The 17,189-nt window shown below is 59.7% G+C and carries 18 protein-coding genes and 1 tRNA gene; 7 read left to right on the top strand and 12 right to left on the bottom strand.

All coding sequences use genetic code 11. The features are described from left to right. Positions 1-49: 49 nt before the first annotated feature. The 6 genes from KOM00_RS14600 to KOM00_RS14575 all read right to left on the bottom strand — a co-directional run bounded on the left by KOM00_RS14600 (position 50) and on the right by KOM00_RS14575 (position 6,681). Positions 50-1,177: a glycosyltransferase family 39 protein gene (locus KOM00_RS14600; protein ID WP_216499665.1), complete on the bottom strand. Its 1,128-nt coding sequence runs from the start codon at positions 1,175-1,177 to the stop codon at positions 50-52. A 14-nt stretch (positions 1,178-1,191) separates the two neighbouring features. Continuing rightward, the gene (locus KOM00_RS14595; protein WP_216499664.1) at positions 1,192-2,907 is read right to left on the bottom strand and encodes a tetratricopeptide repeat protein; all 1,716 of its coding nucleotides are present in this window, start codon (positions 2,905-2,907) and stop codon (positions 1,192-1,194) included. Next, positions 2,904-3,836: a glycosyltransferase family 2 protein gene (locus tag KOM00_RS14590; protein WP_216499663.1), complete on the bottom strand. Its 933-nt coding sequence runs from the start codon at positions 3,834-3,836 to the stop codon at positions 2,904-2,906. Before KOM00_RS14590 ends, KOM00_RS14595 begins: the two co-directional genes overlap by 4 nt. 26 nt (positions 3,837-3,862) lie before the next feature. Further along, complete coding sequence (locus KOM00_RS14585; protein WP_236026976.1) at positions 3,863-4,879, bottom strand: glycosyltransferase family 2 protein; 1,017 nt, start codon at positions 4,877-4,879, stop codon at positions 3,863-3,865. Positions 4,880-5,656: 777 nt separating this feature from the next. Further along, positions 5,657-5,733: transfer RNA gene (locus KOM00_RS14580), tRNA-Met, on the bottom strand. 204 nt (positions 5,734-5,937) lie between these two features. Further along, on the bottom strand, positions 5,938-6,681 hold the full coding sequence (locus tag KOM00_RS14575; RefSeq protein WP_216499661.1) for a hypothetical protein: 744 nt from the start codon (positions 6,679-6,681) through the stop codon (positions 5,938-5,940). A gap of 502 nt (positions 6,682-7,183) precedes the next feature. On the opposite strand from KOM00_RS14575, the gene KOM00_RS14570 reads away from it, so the two are divergent. Further along, positions 7,184-8,020 (top strand): sulfite exporter TauE/SafE family protein, encoded by an 837-nt coding sequence (locus tag KOM00_RS14570; protein WP_216499660.1) that lies wholly within the window; start codon positions 7,184-7,186, stop codon positions 8,018-8,020. Then, positions 8,014-8,325, top strand: coding sequence for a DUF1634 domain-containing protein (locus KOM00_RS14565; RefSeq protein ID WP_328758591.1), 312 nt, complete (start codon positions 8,014-8,016; stop codon positions 8,323-8,325). Before KOM00_RS14570 ends, KOM00_RS14565 begins: the two co-directional genes overlap by 7 nt. Positions 8,326-8,333: 8 nt before the next feature. Here KOM00_RS14565 and KOM00_RS14560 read toward each other — a convergent pair whose 3' ends face one another. Beyond that, positions 8,334-8,498 carry a hypothetical protein gene (locus KOM00_RS14560; RefSeq protein WP_216499658.1) on the bottom strand — a complete coding sequence of 55 codons (165 nt, stop codon included), beginning with the start codon at positions 8,496-8,498 and terminating at the stop codon, positions 8,334-8,336. A gap of 242 nt (positions 8,499-8,740) precedes the next feature. Between KOM00_RS14560 and KOM00_RS14555 the strand changes: the two genes are divergently transcribed. Beyond that, positions 8,741-9,430 carry a carbonic anhydrase gene (locus KOM00_RS14555; RefSeq protein WP_216499657.1) on the top strand — a complete coding sequence of 230 codons (690 nt, stop codon included), beginning with the start codon at positions 8,741-8,743 and terminating at the stop codon, positions 9,428-9,430. 72 nt (positions 9,431-9,502) lie between these two features. On the opposite strand, the gene KOM00_RS14550 is transcribed toward KOM00_RS14555, so the two are convergent. The 4 genes from KOM00_RS14550 to KOM00_RS14535 all read right to left on the bottom strand — a co-directional run bounded on the left by KOM00_RS14550 (position 9,503) and on the right by KOM00_RS14535 (position 13,126). Next, positions 9,503-9,913 carry a DUF309 domain-containing protein gene (locus KOM00_RS14550; RefSeq protein ID WP_216499656.1) on the bottom strand — a complete coding sequence of 137 codons (411 nt, stop codon included), beginning with the start codon at positions 9,911-9,913 and terminating at the stop codon, positions 9,503-9,505. A 2-nt stretch (positions 9,914-9,915) separates the two neighbouring features. Continuing rightward, positions 9,916-11,094: a pilus assembly protein TadG-related protein gene (locus tag KOM00_RS14545; protein WP_216499655.1), complete on the bottom strand. Its 1,179-nt coding sequence runs from the start codon at positions 11,092-11,094 to the stop codon at positions 9,916-9,918. Positions 11,095-11,207: 113 nt separating this feature from the next. Continuing rightward, complete coding sequence (locus KOM00_RS14540; protein ID WP_216499654.1) at positions 11,208-12,509, bottom strand: L-lactate MFS transporter; 1,302 nt, start codon at positions 12,507-12,509, stop codon at positions 11,208-11,210. A gap of 413 nt (positions 12,510-12,922) precedes the next feature. Further along, a complete protein-coding gene (locus tag KOM00_RS14535; RefSeq protein ID WP_216499653.1) occupies positions 12,923-13,126 on the bottom strand; it encodes a GSU3473 family protein in 204 nt (67 codons plus the stop codon). 265 nt (positions 13,127-13,391) lie between these two features. Here KOM00_RS14535 and KOM00_RS14530 point away from each other — a divergent pair, with 265 nt between their 5' ends. From KOM00_RS14530 to KOM00_RS14520, 3 genes are all read left to right on the top strand, one after another. Further along, positions 13,392-13,889 carry a Spy/CpxP family protein refolding chaperone gene (locus KOM00_RS14530; RefSeq protein WP_216499652.1) on the top strand — a complete coding sequence of 166 codons (498 nt, stop codon included), beginning with the start codon at positions 13,392-13,394 and terminating at the stop codon, positions 13,887-13,889. 162 nt (positions 13,890-14,051) lie between these two features. Beyond that, on the top strand, positions 14,052-14,510 hold the full coding sequence (locus tag KOM00_RS14525) for a hypothetical protein (RefSeq protein ID WP_216499651.1): 459 nt from the start codon (positions 14,052-14,054) through the stop codon (positions 14,508-14,510). Between the two features lie 54 nt (positions 14,511-14,564). Beyond that, positions 14,565-16,118, top strand: a complete 1,554-nt coding sequence (locus KOM00_RS14520; protein WP_216499650.1) for a sensor histidine kinase — start codon at positions 14,565-14,567, stop codon at positions 16,116-16,118. 8 nt (positions 16,119-16,126) lie between these two features. Here the strand turns inward: KOM00_RS14520 and KOM00_RS14515 are convergent, their stop codons facing one another. Next, positions 16,127-16,303: a hypothetical protein gene (locus KOM00_RS14515; protein ID WP_183348221.1), complete on the bottom strand. Its 177-nt coding sequence runs from the start codon at positions 16,301-16,303 to the stop codon at positions 16,127-16,129. A gap of 479 nt (positions 16,304-16,782) precedes the next feature. On the opposite strand from KOM00_RS14515, the gene KOM00_RS14510 reads away from it, so the two are divergent. After that, positions 16,783-17,136, top strand: coding sequence for a hypothetical protein (locus KOM00_RS14510; protein ID WP_216499649.1), 354 nt, complete (start codon positions 16,783-16,785; stop codon positions 17,134-17,136). The last annotated feature ends 53 nt before the right edge of the window (positions 17,137-17,189 follow it).

Below are 17,189 nucleotides of genomic sequence, written 5' to 3'. Positions count from 1 at the left end.
AGCTCAGCTTTCGGGAAAAACCGGGTGCGTGATGCTCGTCCCGGCGCGATCATGCAATCCATCGGCTCGAGGCGTGGACGAGGACGAAAACCACCTGCACCAGCGCGCAAGGAATCAGGTAGCAGTATGCCATTCTCCCCCTCAACTTGATGGCTAAATATACGAAAAGGGGGAACGCCATGGCAACGTAACGCATGTACGACGTCAGGCTGCCGGTCATTGCGGGAACAAGGCCCATAACCAGCAGGTAGGCAAACATGGTCTTGTCCAGCTTTTTGTAGGACAGCACCGCGACCACTGCATAGAAGACGAAGAACACCCTGTTGAGGATGCTGGTGCTGAACCCGTTCAGGGTGAAGTCCAGGTAAACGAAATTGTTCAGGAACCAGTCAATAGGGTGCAGAAGGTTGAGCAGGGAATTGTTGGCAAGGAAAACCTTCTGGGCATCAAAGCCCGCAAAGGGATCGCCGGTGGAGAGATCCATCAACAGCAGGTAGGTACCGTACCCCGCTACGAATCCGGCAGGCGTGAGCAGCTTTTTCAGCTCGAAGCTCTCCTTTGCGCGGAGGCAGGGCAGAATGGCGGCCAGGGCGGGCACAATGACCAGGATCCCGGTGGGGCGGGTCAAAGGGAGCAGGAATGCACAGATGAAACTAGGAGTCGTCTTGTTTTCCCGGAGGTAATACAGCAGCATGAGCGCCAGCATCAGGAAAAGGGATTCGGTATACACCAGGCCCAGGTAGAAGCTTGTCGGGAAGGCAAGCAGCATCAGGCACGACCGGTAGGCGACCTCCTCGCCGTGGGTCTTCCCTATGAGCCGAAAGAGGTACACCATGGAGAGCACGGTGAATGTGGTCGAAAGGATCAATCCGGCAACCAGGTTATTCCCGAAGGTCAGGCTGCCCACCACCCGGACCAGAAAGGGAAACAACGGGTAGAATGCGTTGCTTATGTGATACGGCGAGTACCATGCGTCGGCCAGGTAGAGATAGTGATTGGCGTCCCAGGTCTTAAACGCGGAAGCCAGCGAAACAGGCTCACCGATCGGATAGATGAAATTGGCGTAGTGGGCTGGCACGTTGAAAGGCACCAAATAATATCCGGCCCAGATTACGGCAAGAATCACCGCCTTGGTCAAAACGGTGATAATAGTGAGCTTCTTGATGTATGAATTCATGGCCCTTCCCATCGCTATTTTTTCAGTTCATTCAAGGTGGCAGACAGGCGGCCCCTAAACTCCGGTTCATCCGGGTTGAGCCTTACCGAGGCCTCGAACTGTTCCGCAGCCTTGTCCTTCATGCCCGCGTCGAGATAGGCCATTCCCAGATTGTAATGACTGTCTGCATGGGAAGGGTCGAGCCGTATTGCGGCTTCCAGATGCTCAATGGCCTTAGCGTACGCGCCCAGTTCTCCGTACAATGCCCCCAGATCGTTATGGGCCATGCCATTTGCCGGCTCCAGGGCGACGGCCTTTTCATACTGCCTGACGGCCTCCTGACGGTCGCCGGCCTGGTAATAGGCGCTACCCAGTTGCCGGAAGAACTCGGTACTGGCATCAAGCTGCGTTGCAAAGGTGATCTGCGCAATCGCCTCGCTGAGCCTCCCCATCGATTTCAGCGCCGCCCCCAGGTTAGCGTGCACGATGGCGTTGTCAGGCGATTTCAAGACGGTATCAGACCAAAGGGTGTAATTGTCCTTCCAGACCGTGTTGCGCCGAACGGTGGCGACGAGGTAGCAGCATCCCACGAGCGACAAGGCGACGCACCATGCCCTGACCGCCCTGGGACTCTGGATATGCTTCGAGAGCAGCCCCGCAAGGACCAGGACTGCACCGACCGAGGGAAGGTACAAGTAACGTTCGGCGAAGGGATACGGTATGGCGCGGATGTAAAAGGCCGGGAGCAGCGGCACGAACGCCAACACCAGACCGAATGCGACCGTTTTCGTTTTTCTGGCCACGCCGCATAAAAGCGCCACGGCAGCAACGACGGTCAATACGGAAAAAACGGCAAGCGGCTCGCTGAGCGATCTTACCGGATTGAACTCGTACATCGCGTTCAGCTCCACCGGCACGATCAGCTTCCAGGCATAACGCATGGCCAAAGGGAAAGTATTAAGGATCAGCTGGAAAGGAGAGAGGTCGGGATGCCGGTTTATGGGCGCGAATGCCCCAAGCACGCTTCCCCTGACAGCCAGATAACAAAGAGCCACAGCGAGGTATGGGGCGTATCGTGCCACCAGCCTGGAGAGCGGCGCAATTCTTTTCTCGACGAGGTAATCGACCACCAACAGGACCAACGGAAGCGTTATTGCTATCTCCTTGGAGAGGAGTGCCAGTGCGAAAAGAGCCGCCGGCAAAAGTTTGTAATACCAGGAGCGGTCCAGATATCGCACATGGAGATAGACGCAACCGATGTAAAAAAGCGTCAGCAGCAGGTCAGTCACGCACATGACCGCTGCCACCACTTCTGTATGTATCGGGTGAACGGCGAACAACATCGCAGCCAGCAGCGAGAAGGCTGTTACATGCCGGGAATTCTCCCGAGCCAGCACAGCCTCGCAGAGCAGGAACACCAGGATGGTGACCGCGGCGTGGAGCAGAATGTTTAGCGCATGGTAGCCCCAGGCTTTCAATCCAAAAAGGTAATAACAGGCCATGTAAACGACATGCAGCAGTGGCCGATAATAGTTGGAGACGGAACTGCCCTTGAATCCCCACACCTCGTTGGTGAATATAGTGGGCAGGAAGTGAAAGTCCCTGATCCAGGGGTTCTTGAGCACCTGGTATTCATCATCATAGACGAACCCGTTGGAGAGCGTGTTCCCGTACGCAACGCAGACGGCAAGGACTAGGATGAGGAAAATTGCCAGGCGGGTCCTGGATGAACGAAGTTCGCAAGTGGTCATTCGTTCCCCTCCCGATCGATGTTTCTCGTATCGCCCACCCAGTAAAGCGGTCTGCCCTGTGCCTGCTCGAAAGTCCTGCCGACGTAAGAGCCGATTATGCCGATACTGAAAAGGATTATCCCGTTATAAAAAGTCATGAGTATGATGATCGACGTCCACCCCGGAACGGTTACCTGGAAAACAAAATGATCCAGTAATGCCTTCACGAGATAGATGAGGCTGACAGCCCAGAGGGTAAAGGATGTCCAGGTGATGAACCGGATGGGACTGGAGGAAAAGCTCAAGATGGCGTTGATGGCAAGGCTGAGCATCTTGTGGAAGGGATAGTTGGTGCTGCCGGCATAGCGTCGGTCGCGGTCGTACTGGATGATGCACTGGCGGAAACCAATGATGGCGAAAATGCCCCGCATGAAACGGTGACGTTCCCGGAATTTTCGCACCACCTTCAGCACCTTTTCGTTGAACGCCCGGAAATCTCCACAGTTCTCCACGATATCCCTGGTCGATAACCGGCGCATCAGCTTGTAGAACAGCCAGGCGGTAGCCAGTTTGAATCCGCTTTCGCCATCACGCCTCGTTCTCTGGGCATGAACCAGATCAAAGCCTTGCTCAATCTTTTCCAGCATCCGGGGGATCTCTTCGGGCGGGTCCTGCAGGTCGGCATCGATGATGACAACCATATCCCCCCCGGCGAAATCCATGCCTGCCGTGATCGCTATCTGGTGCCCCATATTTCGGGCAAGGTGCACAACCTTGACGCGCAAGTCACGCTCGGACAGTTCGTTAAGGCGGAGGGCTGTGTCATCCCTGCTTCCGTCGTTTACGAAAATGAATTCGAAGAGATAGTCTCCCGCCTTCTCTGCTACCCCGGCCATTCTCCGGTAGAACTCGTAGATGGTCTCGGATTCGTTGTAGCACGGGATGATCACGCTTACGGTCTTCTTGCTAACTGTAGTCACTCTTCAGCCTCGCACCACGTTGTACCTTGAAGAGATGGATTCACGACGTCTTGTCCACGCCCGCCCGTCTTCCACAGGCAGGAAGGATCGAAATGATTCACCAGGTAGAGAGGTCTCCGCTTGGTTTCGTTGAACATCCTGCCAAGATATTCGCCTATCATGCCGAGGGTCATCAATTGCACTCCCCCCAGAAACAGCATCACTACCATCAAGGAAGCATAGCCTTGCACGGGATCGCCGTAGGTCAGTTTCTTGAAGATGACGAAGCAGGCATAAATAAAGGCACCAGTCGCGGTCAGCAGGCCAATATAGGAAGCGATCTTCAAGGGAACGATGGAGAAGGAGGTAATACCTTCCAGCGCGAAATTCCACAGACGCCAGTAGTTCCATTTGGTCTTCCCAGCGAAGCGTGGCGAACGCCGGAAGTAGACTGCAGCCTGCGGGTAACCTATCCAGGCAAACAGCCCTTTCATGAAACGATGCTGTTCACGCAGCAGCCCCAATGCCTGAACTGCCTTCCTGCTGAGCAACCGGAAATCCCCGGTATCCTCCGGTATACTAATCCGGGTAAGCCTCTGGATAACTCGATAAAAAAGCTTCGCCGTAGATTTTTTCAGGCATGATTCCCCCTCCCTGACACTGCGTTTCGCGTAGACGACGTCGAAGCCGTCCTGCCATTTCGAGACGAGGTCCGGAATCAACTCGGGCGGGTCCTGAAGGTCGGCGTCGATCACCACCACAGCATCCCCCCGGGCATGGTCCAATCCGGCAGTCATGGCAATCTCTTTGCCGAAATTGCGGCTCAGGTCGATGGTAGCCACCCGTGGATCGCATAATCCGCGAATAACCTGCAGAGTACGGTCGGTGCTGCCATCATTTACATAAAGTATTTCCCAGTTGGCACCAAGGTTATTCATCACCGTCGAGAGCCGCCGGTGGAAATCAGGTAGCACTTCTTCTTCATTGTAAACCGGGACAACTACGGAAAGGGTGAATCCCTTTTGACTAGGCAAAAGAGCCTCCTTGTCAATAGATTGCCTTGATGCCAAATTCATACGAAATAGCCTATTACCGGTATCAATTCGGGGCTTAGAGGGTGCTTATTAGCTTGACTGGACGCAACTAGCAAGCGGACGATTCGGAGGGCTCCAGGGCTGGGTGACGCTCGTCTGGCTCATCGCTTTGGTGTCTATTCCCCCAGGCTTTCTACAAGAGTGCTAGTCCATCTTACGGCCATTTTCAAGAGAATATGGAATGCTGGAACAGCGTAACCAGGTCGTTTTTATAGCACAGTAAATTATCATGGCACAAGAAGTTAATAGCGATCATGAGCGCACAGGAGTAACTCAGGGTGCGCGTTTGAAGGGTCGCAATAAAGCCGGCGTAGAATGCTCGGAGGATTTGCTATTTCTAACATACCGCTAAAGATTAAGCGAGTCTCGTTCCGAAACAGGGGCAAGATTTATCGCACATAGTCAGGGAGGTGTAGGTTAAACATTGCCCCAGCGCCGAACAATAAGCAGGCAATCAATATGGCCCCCAAGGATTGGCGATCATCTTGTGGCGTGCTATGCATTACCAGAGTTGTACCAAGCCCTTGAGGGAAAGAGGCAGAGGTTTAAAAAAGTAACTCGCAACACCCAGGAAGTCCTCGATTTAATAATAGTTGCGGGGACAGGATTTAGATCTGTGACCTTCGGGTTATGAGAGCCTTGGCTACCTGCGTCATTGCCTGCGTCCGGATAACAAAAAGGCCAGTTAGCTGTTTCAGCTAACTGGCCGTGATTGATTGGTTGCGGGGACAGGATTTGAACCTGTGACCTTCGGGTTATGAGCCCGACGAGCTACCAGACTGCTCCACCCCGCGTCATTGAGTCCCAACTTGTAACACACCCCTCCGGGCGCAGTCAACCTTTTTGTTGCAAAAAGTTTGACCGCGGCAAAATCCCCAATCCTCGATCCGGGTCGCCCGGCTGCACCGCCTGCGCATGGCGAGAGCCCGCCTCTCAAAAAGAAAGGGGAGATGCCTGGGCACCTCCCCCTTTCTAACGACTCGGCTCCGCCATCCCTGTTAGGGGAAGTTGATATCCACCTGGGTGGTGAAGGTGTTCTTGCCGGCAAGCTGCTGGTCGTTGTAGATGTCGTAGCCAAGGATCACGGAGACGTTCTTGGAGAAAGCCCAGGACGCACCGAAGCTGAAGGCACCTACCGTGTTCTTGCCTCCCTGGTAGTCGGCGGCCAGCCAGAGCTTGTCGGAAATCTCGCTCATGGTGCGGTCCCAGGAAAGGAGCACGCCGTCATCCTTGGGCCCGATCACCTTGTCGTTGCCGAAGTAGTAGCCGGCGGAGAGGCGTCCAACGACCGGCAGGGTCTTGGCAGCCAGACCGTAGACGATGTTCTGGTCGGTACGGAAGGCGCTGTTCTTGTCGCCGTTGGTCCCGAAGCCGTAACCGCCGACTGCCAGTGCCGGGGAGAGCTCGAAGAGCGACCCTTCCGGGGTCCCTATCTTGGCGTTGAAGTAGATCGGCCTGCTGTCGTAGCCGTTCGAGCCGCTGGTGATGTAGTCCACACCGACCTCGGCCTGTATTTTTTCGAAGGGGAGCACCCCGGCGGTGACCCCGAGGTCGTAGACGTTGCCCACGCTGGAGTTGTTGGAGGTGCGGGTGTAGTTGTCGATACCGAGGTGCAGGCTCTTGAAGCCCTGGATGTCGGTGGAGGGGATCCAGATCTGGGTGGAGGGGGTCGCCATTGCGATCCCGCTGGTTGCGATGGTCAGCGCCGTTGCCATGATGATGCCTTTGATGGTTCTTTTCATGTCTTTACTCCTTTGTAATTTTTTCTTGTATTGGTGCTGCGATTGATCTTTAGAAACCTGCCAGCCCTTGCGGCTGCCCCCCCTTTCACTGGATTTTCCATAAAAAAAGGCGCCTCTCACCCGTCGTGGAGAGGCGCCCTTGCCTGTCTGCCCGTGGTCTCGTGCACTTCGTTGTGCTTCGTGACCTATCCCATATTAGCAGGAGCTGTGCCACAACCAGCGCGCCGCTCCAAAACAACGACAATACGGATAGTTGAAGCTGACGGCCGCCGGCAACGGCCGAAACAACAGGCAAAATAAAGGCAGAACCGCCCAATCTTTGTGCACTGGCCGACCGCACCCCCACGCGCGGAGAGAGCGCCGCGCCAGGGGCTCCGCCGGCAATTGCCGGTGCCGGAAGATTGGTATTTCGTTACCTTTTTTTGTTTGTAAAGCCTGCGGAGAAAAGGTAGATTGTCCCGATTCGCATGCACCGGCAGACGCCGGTCGGGGGTTTTCTGCAATGGTAACGACCTTCATAATAATATTTGCCATCGGTGTCGTGGCGGGGGTGATCGGCTCGATCCTGGGCCTGGGCGGCGGGATCATCATCGTCCCGGCCCTCACCCTCATCTTCGACATGCCCATGCGCACCGCGGTCGCGGCTTCCACCGTCTCCATCATCGCCACGTCCACCGGCGCCGCAGTGGCCTTCTTGAGGGACCGCCTCACCAATACCCGGGTCGCGATCTGGCTGGAGATGGGAACCGCCACGGGGGCCCTTACCGGCGCCCTGGTGGCCGCCTTGGTGAACCAGCGCGTTTTGTTCATCCTCTTCGGCCTGCTGCTGGCCTACTCGGCCTACAACATGTTCCGCACCAGGAAGGAGCATTCCAAATCCGAGGTCGTTCCCGACGCCATTTCCAGAAGGCTCAGGCTCGGCGGCTCCTACTTCGACAAGGCGCTGGGGCACCGGGTGGACTACCAGGTAACCCGGACGCTGCCGGGGCTGATCATCATGTACTTCTCGGGGGCGGCTGCGGGGCTTTTGGGGATCGGGGCGGGGATCTTCAAGGTGCCGGCCATGGACCAGGTGATGGGGATGCCCTTCAAGGCGTCCAGCGCCACCTCCAATTTCATGATCGGGGTGACCGCCGCTTCCGGAGCGGTGGTCTACTTCGCACGCGGCGACGTGAAGCCGCTGGTGGCGGGGCCCGTGGTGCTCGGGGTGCTCCTGGGGGCGATCCTCGGGGCGCGCCTGATGCTGCGCATGAAGGCCGGCAAGATTCGCCTCTTCTTCATGCCGATCCTGGCCTACACGGCGCTCGAGATGATCTACAAGGGGGTGAAGTGGTGGTAGGAAACGATCCGGAGGAGAAAGCCGTACACCCGATCGAGCTGGTGCTGGCGAGGCTTTTGCGGCTCGGTTCTCTGGCGGCTGCGGCGCTGTTGGCAGTCGGCATCGCGGTCATGGTGCTCGGGCAGACCGAGCTCGCGCCCAAGCTGATCACCGCCGGCCTTTTGGTGCTGCTCGGGACGCCGGTCCTGCGCGTGGTCGCCGCCGCAATCATCTTCGTGAAGGAGCGGGACTGGCACTTCGCCCTGTTCTCGCTGGTGGTCCTCTGCGCCGTGGCCGCGGGGATCTACTTCGGCAAGCGGGGGTAACGGGGAGGTTAGGCGTCCCCCTCGCCTTTCGAGCCGCCCGCCAGCTTCTGGCGCGCCCTTTCGGCGATCTGCCGCCTGCGCGGCCCGCTCACCAGCTTCTCTTCCAAAAAGGCGATCATGGCGATTCCCGCCGTGACCAGCACTCCGATACCCAAAAGCTTCAAAAGAAACATCCTCTCCCCCGCTTTTCCCGTGTCTTTACGCCTGCCCAATCTGCCTGAAGCGCCGACGGTTGTCAACCTTCCCATCCCCGCATGCCACCCGATCCCCCTAAAGGAGAGGTCAGATTGGACTGGCATAATATTACTTTTCGTGTAAAATGAGCCGCCCCTTTTTTTCATGACCTGCAATTGCCCCAATGAGGGCTGGACCAGTTTCGGGAGCCCACCCGGACTACATCAAAGGAGGAAAGACTATGAAGAGCAGCAAAGTAGCACGCAGGATCGCGATACTGGCAGCGGCCCTGTCCGCAACGATCGGCATCGCGTTCGCTTCCGGCGAAGGGAGCGGCATCACCGCCGACCAGGCGCTTCAGAAACTTATGGACGGCAACACGCGCTACGTGGAGAGCAAGATGTCGGCATCGGCGCTGTGCGACGCCACGGCCCGCGGCAAGCTGGCCAAGAGCCAGCACCCCTACGCCATCATCCTCTCCTGCTCCGACTCCCGCGTCCCCCCCGAGATCATCTTCGACCAGTCGCTGGGTGAGGTTTTCGTGGTGCGCGTTGCCGGCAACGTCGCCGACCCGCTGGTCCTGGGGAGCGTGGAGTACGCCGCCGAGCACCTCGGCTCCCCGCTCATCATGGTGCTTGGGCACGAGCGCTGCGGCGCGGTCACCGCAACGGTCGCCGGAGGCAAGCCGGAAGGGAACATCGGCGCCATCGTGAAGGAAATAGCGCCTGCCGCGAAGAAGGCCAAGACCACCTGCAAGGGCAAAACGAAGGAGGAGATCGTGGAGTGCGCGGTCGAGATCAACGCCAAGGCCGTTGCCGCCGAACTTCCCAAGAAGTCCAAGCTCCTGGCCAAGGAGCTGAAGGAAGGCAAGATCAAGATCGTCGCCGCCAAGTACGACCTGGACGACGGCAAGGTAACCCTGCTGAAGTAAGCCGCTCCGCATCGTATAAAAAAGCCGCCTCCGGGATCCCGGGGCGGCTTTTCCAGTTTCGGAACCGGCGTTTCAGGCGTCAGGCCGGCGCAGTTTCGGAATCAGGGCCGGGTCCAGTTCGGCCATCCGCTCTTCCCCCAAACCGAGGAGCGCCTCGCGCAGCACGCCCGCCTCCGCCACCAGCGCCGCCACGTCGACCCCGAGGCAGCGTTCGGAGACCCTCCTCAAAAGGCCGGAGCCTCGCTGCAAGAGCCCCTCGGCCCCCTTGAAGTTGCCGTTGCGCCAGTGATACAGCGCCACCGCGACCTGCAAGAGCCCCTGGTAGAAATCCCGCAGCTCCCCCTTCTCGCCCACCCAGAGCTCTTCGAGCGTCTCATGGCACTCGAACCATTCGCCGGCGTTGAACTCGTCGATGGCCTGTTGCAGTTCCGGCGGAGCCGCCGACTGGCAGCGTTGGCTATCCGGCGCCCCCGGCGCTGTCACCGCTAGTCCACCAGGACCGGGCGCAGCCCCGGCAGAAGCTTCCTCGCCTGGCTGTCGCACCCGACACAGGAAATCCGGTCGATGTAGAGCCCGTCGGCTCCCGGGGTGCAGGAGGTGGCGGGGAGGTCCGCCTGGGTCGAGGACTTGCCGCACCCGGCTGCGCCGCCGGTGCAGATCCTGCTGATGCGCACCAGCGAGTACCTTGTCACGGTATGCTGCTGGTAGCTCTCGCCGGGGAGGAAGCCGGAACAGTCGGTGGCGGGAACGATCACCCACCACCCGACCAGCTTGCCGTTTCTGTCGTATTCCTTGTTGGAGCGGTCCACCTGGGGGTCGTACATCATCGCCTTGATGTCGCGCAGGACGGCGTCGCTGTTGCTGGCCGCGGCGAAGATGGGGAGGCCGCAGACCTCCTGTACCGGCATCTCCTGGCAGACCAGGTCGGACATGGAGTTGGTGATGGTCACCGGATGCAAAAGGGAGGTGTAGAGGTAGCGGCCGGAGAGGGAGCCGGCTGACTGGGGGTTCCAGGCGGCATGGCTCATGCGCCGCTCGGCGATGCCGCAGATCTGGGGGAAGGTACAGGAGGGCTGGCACGCCTCGGAGCAGATGGCTATGTTGGAGCGGGTCCCGGGGACCAGCGCGGCCGTTGCCACCGGCGTGGAACCGAAGTCCTCGGTGCCGCTGATCTTGGCGATGAAGGTACCCAGGGTCCCAAGCCCGACCGAACTGCTCTCGGCGGTGCGCCTGGTCCTTACCTGCATGGCGTTCACCGGGGTGGCGCCGGGGGTGTAGCTGCGGCTGCTCATGTTCCAGAAGCCGACGGTGATGTCGTTGTCGCCGGTGAGGGCGTTGCCGTTGTTGTTCAAAAGCCCGACCAGGGCCGCGGCATCGTGCTTGCCGGTGACGAGGTCCACCGCGGCGGCCCTCGCCTGGGACTGGACCGGGTCCTCGGAGACGCCGGGCAAGCGGGCCGGGTCGGTCTGTGCCTGCAAAAGGTAGCGCTGCTTGATGCTCTGCGCCCCGGTCAGGGCCGCCATCTCGGCGGAATGCAACAGGTCCTCCTCGCTGACGTACATGTACCCGATATCGATGGCAAGACCTGTCACGACCAGGAAGACGACCAGCATGATGGTTACATAACTGGTATCGAAGGCGGACTCTTCTTCAGACACGATCATCTCCAGAGTGGGCGGGTTTATTAAGAGTGCGCCATAATAACATCATCCTTAAAAAAAGGGCCATGCAGAATTTGCATGGCCCTTCTTTTTTTCAGCCTACGCTGCAGAACACGTTAGGCGGAAACCTTGACGGTGACCTTCTCGCCTGCCATCTCGGTGGCCTCGACCTCGACCGCCTTCTTCTCACGCAGGAAGAAGGTGATCACGGTGCCCAGCGCCAGGCAGGAACCGGCCAGGATGAAGGACTTGTTCAGGCCGCCCGGCTGCGCGTTCATCATCTCCGAGACGCGCCCCATGACCAGGCCGCCGACGCCCCAGGCGGAGAACAGCACGCCGTAGTTGAGGCCGTAGTTCTTGAAGCCCCAGTAGTCCTTGGCGAAGGAGGGGAAGAGGGTCAGGTTGGAGCCGTAGTTGAAGCCGATCAGCGAGGCGAGCAGCACCAGCATGGCTGCGGAGCCGGAGCCGACCACCGGGACCGCGGCGAACATGAGGATCGCCTGGAAGCCGAGCATGAGGGTCAGGGTGGCGCGACGGCCGATCTTGTCGGAGAGGACGCCGGCCACGACGCGGCCGGAGGCGTTGCCGATGGCCATGATGGCCACCGCCACGAAGGCCATGGGGCCCATGCTCTTCTTGGCCAGCCCCGCGACGGAGCCGATCACCATGAGGCCAGCGCCCGCACCGATGAAGAAGGTTGCCCAGAGCATGTAGAACTTGGGAGAGCGCAGCATCTCGCCGACGTTTGCGTCGTGTACGGCCTTCTTCGCCGGGGCGGCCTTCTCGTCACCTTTGAGGGCCGGTTCCGCGGGAACGTAACCCTTGGGCGGGTTGGCGAGGGCGAAGGAGAGGCCGCAGACGATGACCGCGAAGCCGGCGGCGAGGATGTACATGGACTGCTGGATGCCGTAGGCGCCCAGGAGGTAGCTGGAAAGCGGCGCGATGTACACCGGGGCGAGACCGAAACCGGCGACCACGATGCCTGCGATGAGGCCGGTCTTCTTGGAGGAGAACCACTTAAGCGCCGGCGGGGTGGCGGCGGAGTAGCCGAAGCCGAAGCCCGAACCGGCCAGTACGCCAAAGCCGGTGACCCAGGCGGCGTAGCTGTTGGAGTACCCCATGAGGGAGAAGCCTGCCCCAACCAGGAGGCCACCGATCAGGGCGGTCTTGGCCGGACCGATCTTGTCCTGGCACTTCCCCGCCAGGATCATGGAGAAGGCGAAGGCGAGACAGCAGAGAGCGTACGGATCGTTGATGGAGCCGAGGCTCCATTGGAAGGCATCGGGGCCACCCTTCTCGATGGACGCCTTGATGGCCCCCTTGAAGATACTCCAGGCATACAGCACCCCGAGCGCCAGGTTGATTCCGGTTCCAGCGAAGACTACCTGCCAGCCCTTGTTAGATGTTGGTTGTGACATGCCTTTATACCTCCATGTTGGGATTGACGACTCTTGTCACAGATCTTAGCAACTCGCATACCAATGTTTTACGATTTCGTATATTTTTACGAATCGCGCAAAATCAGCATGTTAGCGGGCGACGGGTGGGCGGATCGGTGCCGGGTGAGCCAGGCCTTTTTCGCACAACGGCGAAAGACCTCGCCGCCGATAAAACCGCCGGGTCACCCCGATGCGGCGTGATATCAGCACGTTGATCGTTGCCGCCGCGTCGCCGGAGTGCTTTCGCATAAATGCAAAAGGGCCCTCGGTGTTTTGCAAAACTGTAAATAATGGCGGATTTGTATAACAGGCGGGAAACCGGAGGTTGGCCAAAAGCAAAGGCCGGCTCGATGAAGAAGGCCGGCCTTGTCTCTTGCGGTGCGGGGACTTGCTCAGCAGAACAGGACGTTCCCCCTGCGCTCGGGGCCGCGATAGGTTCTCCCACCCATCCCTCTCACGCTGTCGACCCCGACCTGCACGCACTCGCCGTCGCTGCGCAAGAAGGATACTATCGCTGCCTGCTCTATCAATTTCTGGAGTTCCTCTGCTTTTACCAGCCCGCGTCTTTCATCAGCAAACACAACCGGAATTTTCATAGCCCCCTCCTCGATGATGGTTCAGCGAAGTTCAAGCTCGTTAGTACATTCTAGCAATGTAGACCGTGATGGCAAGGACGGCTCTGGTTAAATCAGGAGGCAACACTCATATCCCCTCCGGTCACAACGCCGCGAGTCGTCCCGAAAGCACGCGGCGACGATTTCCTCAATTCCTTCATATTTGCTTCATAATCGCCAGGTACCTTAGGTTCATACCGTAGCCGGAAGAGCTGGCCGCTAAGCCAGACCCAAAAGGAGAATCGATATGAAAAGACAGCTAAGGCAACTGGCACTATTCACCTGCATCACCGCAACTGCGGCTTTGGGTGCTCAAAGCGCGTTCGCCGGCTACGGCCCGGCTGAGGGGGAAGGCGGCAAAGGATGTTTCGAGCAGCAAAAACATGGGGGTCCTCGTGCCATGCTCAGGAAGATGGCCCGGGAGTTGGGACTCTCCGAACAGCAAAGGAACGAGGCGCGCGCCATCTTCGAGGCCGGGCGCGCCAAGAACGCCCCCCTGTTCGCCTCCCTAAGGCATGAGCGGCACGAGCTGCAGGCCCTGGTCCGCTCCGGCAGCGCCGACGAACCCGCCATCAGGGCCCAGGCGGCAAAGGTCTCGGCGCTGCAGGCGGACTTCGCGGTGCAGAGGGGGGCGCAGACCAGGCAGTTTCTCGCCCTGCTGACGCCCGAGCAGGCGGCCAAGTTCAAGGCGCTGCGCGAGGCACCCCACGGCGCCCCGGGTCACCGCGCCGGTCACGACAGGTAACCCTCCACAGGCGCTGCCGTCCGGCTGAGGCAGCGCCACTCCCCGGCTCCGGGTCTCCCTCTTCCAGTCAACCTCCCCCTCCCCTGCCGAACAAACTCCGTCGCCGCGTTGTGCATTACCCCCCAGTGGCGTAAAATATCAGCTGTTCGAAGGAGGTGTCACATGAGACGACCTAGACCCATCTTTTTAATATTGCTGCTCCTCCTCGGCGCCTGCGCCACGTATCCCGACCTGCAGCAGCAGCGCCTGGCAGCCCTGCCGCATCAGTACAAGCAATTCGACGTCCTGATGGGATGGGAGGTGCGGCCCGCCGGCGGGAGCACCGTCGTCCAGGGGGTGGTGAAGAACGTGCGCTACTTCCGGATGCGTAACCTGGAGATATGGGCGTCGCAGCTGGACGGCCGTGGCAAGGTCCTGGTGCAGGGGATGACCTTCGTCGTGCCGTCCGAACTGGGACTGGACGAAAGTGCCGATTTCACCATCAGGATCCCGGCTGCACTCGCTGCGGGGGATCGGCTCCGCATCACCTATAAGTACCTCGGCAGCGATGGAGGGAGCCATGGGCTCGGTGACGGCACCAACTGGATGCAGAGTTTCGAATCCGTCATCCCGGCAAGGTAGCCGGCTGCGTCCCGCGAGGTCGCAATAACGGTAGCTACAGCACAGGCACAGACAATGGTCGACAAACACGATGAAGACAAGACAACCGCCGTCGTACCGGAACCCTCGCAGCGGGCAAGGGACCAGTTGTTTCGCCTGGCGGCGGAACAGGTAAAGGACTACGCCCTGATCCTGCTCAACCTAAAGGGCGAGATCATCTCGTGGAACAGCGGCGCCGAGCGCATCACCCGGTACCTCGCCCACGAGATCCTGGGGAGACACTTCTCCGTGCTGCACCCCAAGGAGGAGATTCGCTCGGGTGCGCCGCAGCGGGAGCTCGCCATAACGGGCAGCATGGGGAGCGTCGAGCTGCAGGGGTGGCGTCTGCGCAAGGATGGCAGCCGTTTCTGGGCGGCCATCACGATCAACGAGCTGCGTGACACGGCCGACGAGCGCACGGGGTATGTGCTGATACTGCACGACAACACCGAGCGGCGGGCTTCCGAGGAGGCCATGGCGAAGAGCCGCACCATGCTGGAGCGTCTCTTCGAAACCGCGCCCGACGCCATCGTGGTGGTGGACGGCGGCGGCGTGATCCGGAAGGTGAACCAGCAGGCCGAAGTGACCTTCGGCTACATGCGCGAGGAGCTGGTGGGGCAGCGCATCGAACTCCTCATCCCCAAGCGTTTCCACAAACGCCACCGTCAGCACCTGCGCAACTACTTCGGCGATCCCAGGGCCCGCAAGATGGGGATCGGCCTGGAGCTGTACGGGCGCCACCAAAACGGCTCCGAGATCCCGGTGGACATCATGCTGAACCCCATCGAGGCGCAGGATGCAACCTGGGTCTTCGCCGTTATCCGGGACATCACCATTCAAAAGCAGGGGGAGGCGAAGATCATGGAACTGAACCTCGCCCTCAGGAACCAGCTGGAGCAGCTGGCGGCAACCAACCGGGAACTGGAGTCGTTCAGCTACTCGGTCTCGCACGACCTGCGCGCGCCGCTTCGGCATATCATCGGGTTCGTCGACCTGCTGAGCTCCAAGGCCGGGACGGGACTGGACGAGAAGAGCCGCCACTACCTCGACGTCATCAGCGGCGCGGCGAAGAAGATGGGGCTTCTCATCGACGACCTGCTGGCGTTCTCCAGGATGGGGCGCAGCGAGATGATGAAAGGGTGGGTGGACCTGGGTCTGTTGGTGCGGGAAATCGTGGCAGATCTGCAGGGGGACCTGCAAGAGAGAGAGATCGAATGGGACATCGCGCCGCTTCCGGTGGTTTTGGGCGACGCCGCCATGTTGCGCCAGGTGCTGATCAACCTGATCGGCAACGCGGTGAAATTCACCCGTTCCCGTGCTGCCGCGAGGATAGCCGTCGGCGCGGTGGACCGGGAAAACGAGCAGGAAATCTACGTCAGGGATAACGGTGTCGGTTTCGACGAGGCCTACGCCAACAAGCTATTCGGGCTGTTCCAGCGGCTGCACGCCAACGAGGAATTCGAGGGAACCGGCGTCGGGCTCGCTATCGTGCAGCGCATCGTGCTCAGGCACGGCGGCAGGGTCTGGGCCGAGGGGGGCGTGGGCGCAGGCGCCTGCTTCTGGTTCTCCCTGCCCAAAAAGACAGGGTGACCCGCCCCCTAGAGCTTGTTCCTGAGCGTTTCCTTCAGTTCCAGGATCGCGAGGGTCTGCATGTACTCGCCTAGGAAGTCGATGTTTTTGAACGCCACTCCTTCGCCGAAGTAGTCGTCGATCTCATGTATCGCCTGTTTCATCAACTTCTGCCCCGGGGTCAGTCTAGCCAGATCTGGGTTCATCGTTCTCTCCGCGTTCTAGAATGAGTGTTGGGCCGATTAGACAATTCTAAATACAGCGCCCATTGTGTCAACAACTCCGACGCACGACGGGGAGGAGATTTGTCTTTACCCGTCGCCGCGAGCAGATAACTTCCGACCGACCTTCATCCATCCCTTCAATTATCCCCGACTGCCATGCCCTGGACGCCCATGACGTCACCACTGCCCCCCCCCCCGCGTTCTTGGCGCACAGCAGGGGATCATGCGTGGCGCCGATTTTAACCTGAGGCGGCATCATCGTCAAGGTTCAGGAACCTTCGGCGGCTCCCCTTTGGTCACCACCTCCTTGTCGAGGGTTACCTCAAGTGCAGGCGCTGATGTTGCTATCGAATCCCTGGTCGCCGGTGAATTTCAAACTTTGAACTGTTGCATAAAAAGGGGTTGCCTCGTCTAAGGCGTCGTTGCTATAGTGCGCTGGCATTTTTCAGCGGGGGTGAGGCATGTCGGATTTGGAAAACCAGATGGGGCTGTTCGAACTGGCGGGAATCGCGGAAGCTCCCGCGCCGGCCGCACCGGCCGCGCCGCCTACACCGGCGTCCCGGCCGGAGGCCAAGACGCGCCCCAAGCAGTCCAGCCACTCCGCCGCCCCACCCGCGCCCAAGCCGCAGGGCGGCAAGCGGGGACGCCTCCCCAAGGGGGCGGTCAAGGCGGTCTCGGGCCTGGTGCCGGAAGGGGACGTGCGGCTCACCGCCAACATCAGGCAGGATCTGCACCTAAAGCTGAAGATCGCCTCCGCCTACCGCAGGGTCACCATTGGCGAGATCATTGAAGAACTGGTCGAGAGGTACGTCTAACTAATCCCTCCGGAGCAAAATAACCGAACCGGCAAGCCGGTTCGGGATCCACA

This window comes from Geomonas diazotrophica (genome assembly GCF_018919385.1).
In the GTDB taxonomy this organism is placed as follows: Bacteria; Desulfobacterota; Desulfuromonadia; order Geobacterales; family Geobacteraceae; genus Geomonas; species Geomonas diazotrophica.
The sequence above is the reverse complement of the archived record's forward strand: the minus strand, read 5'-3'. Positions and strand labels throughout refer to the sequence as shown.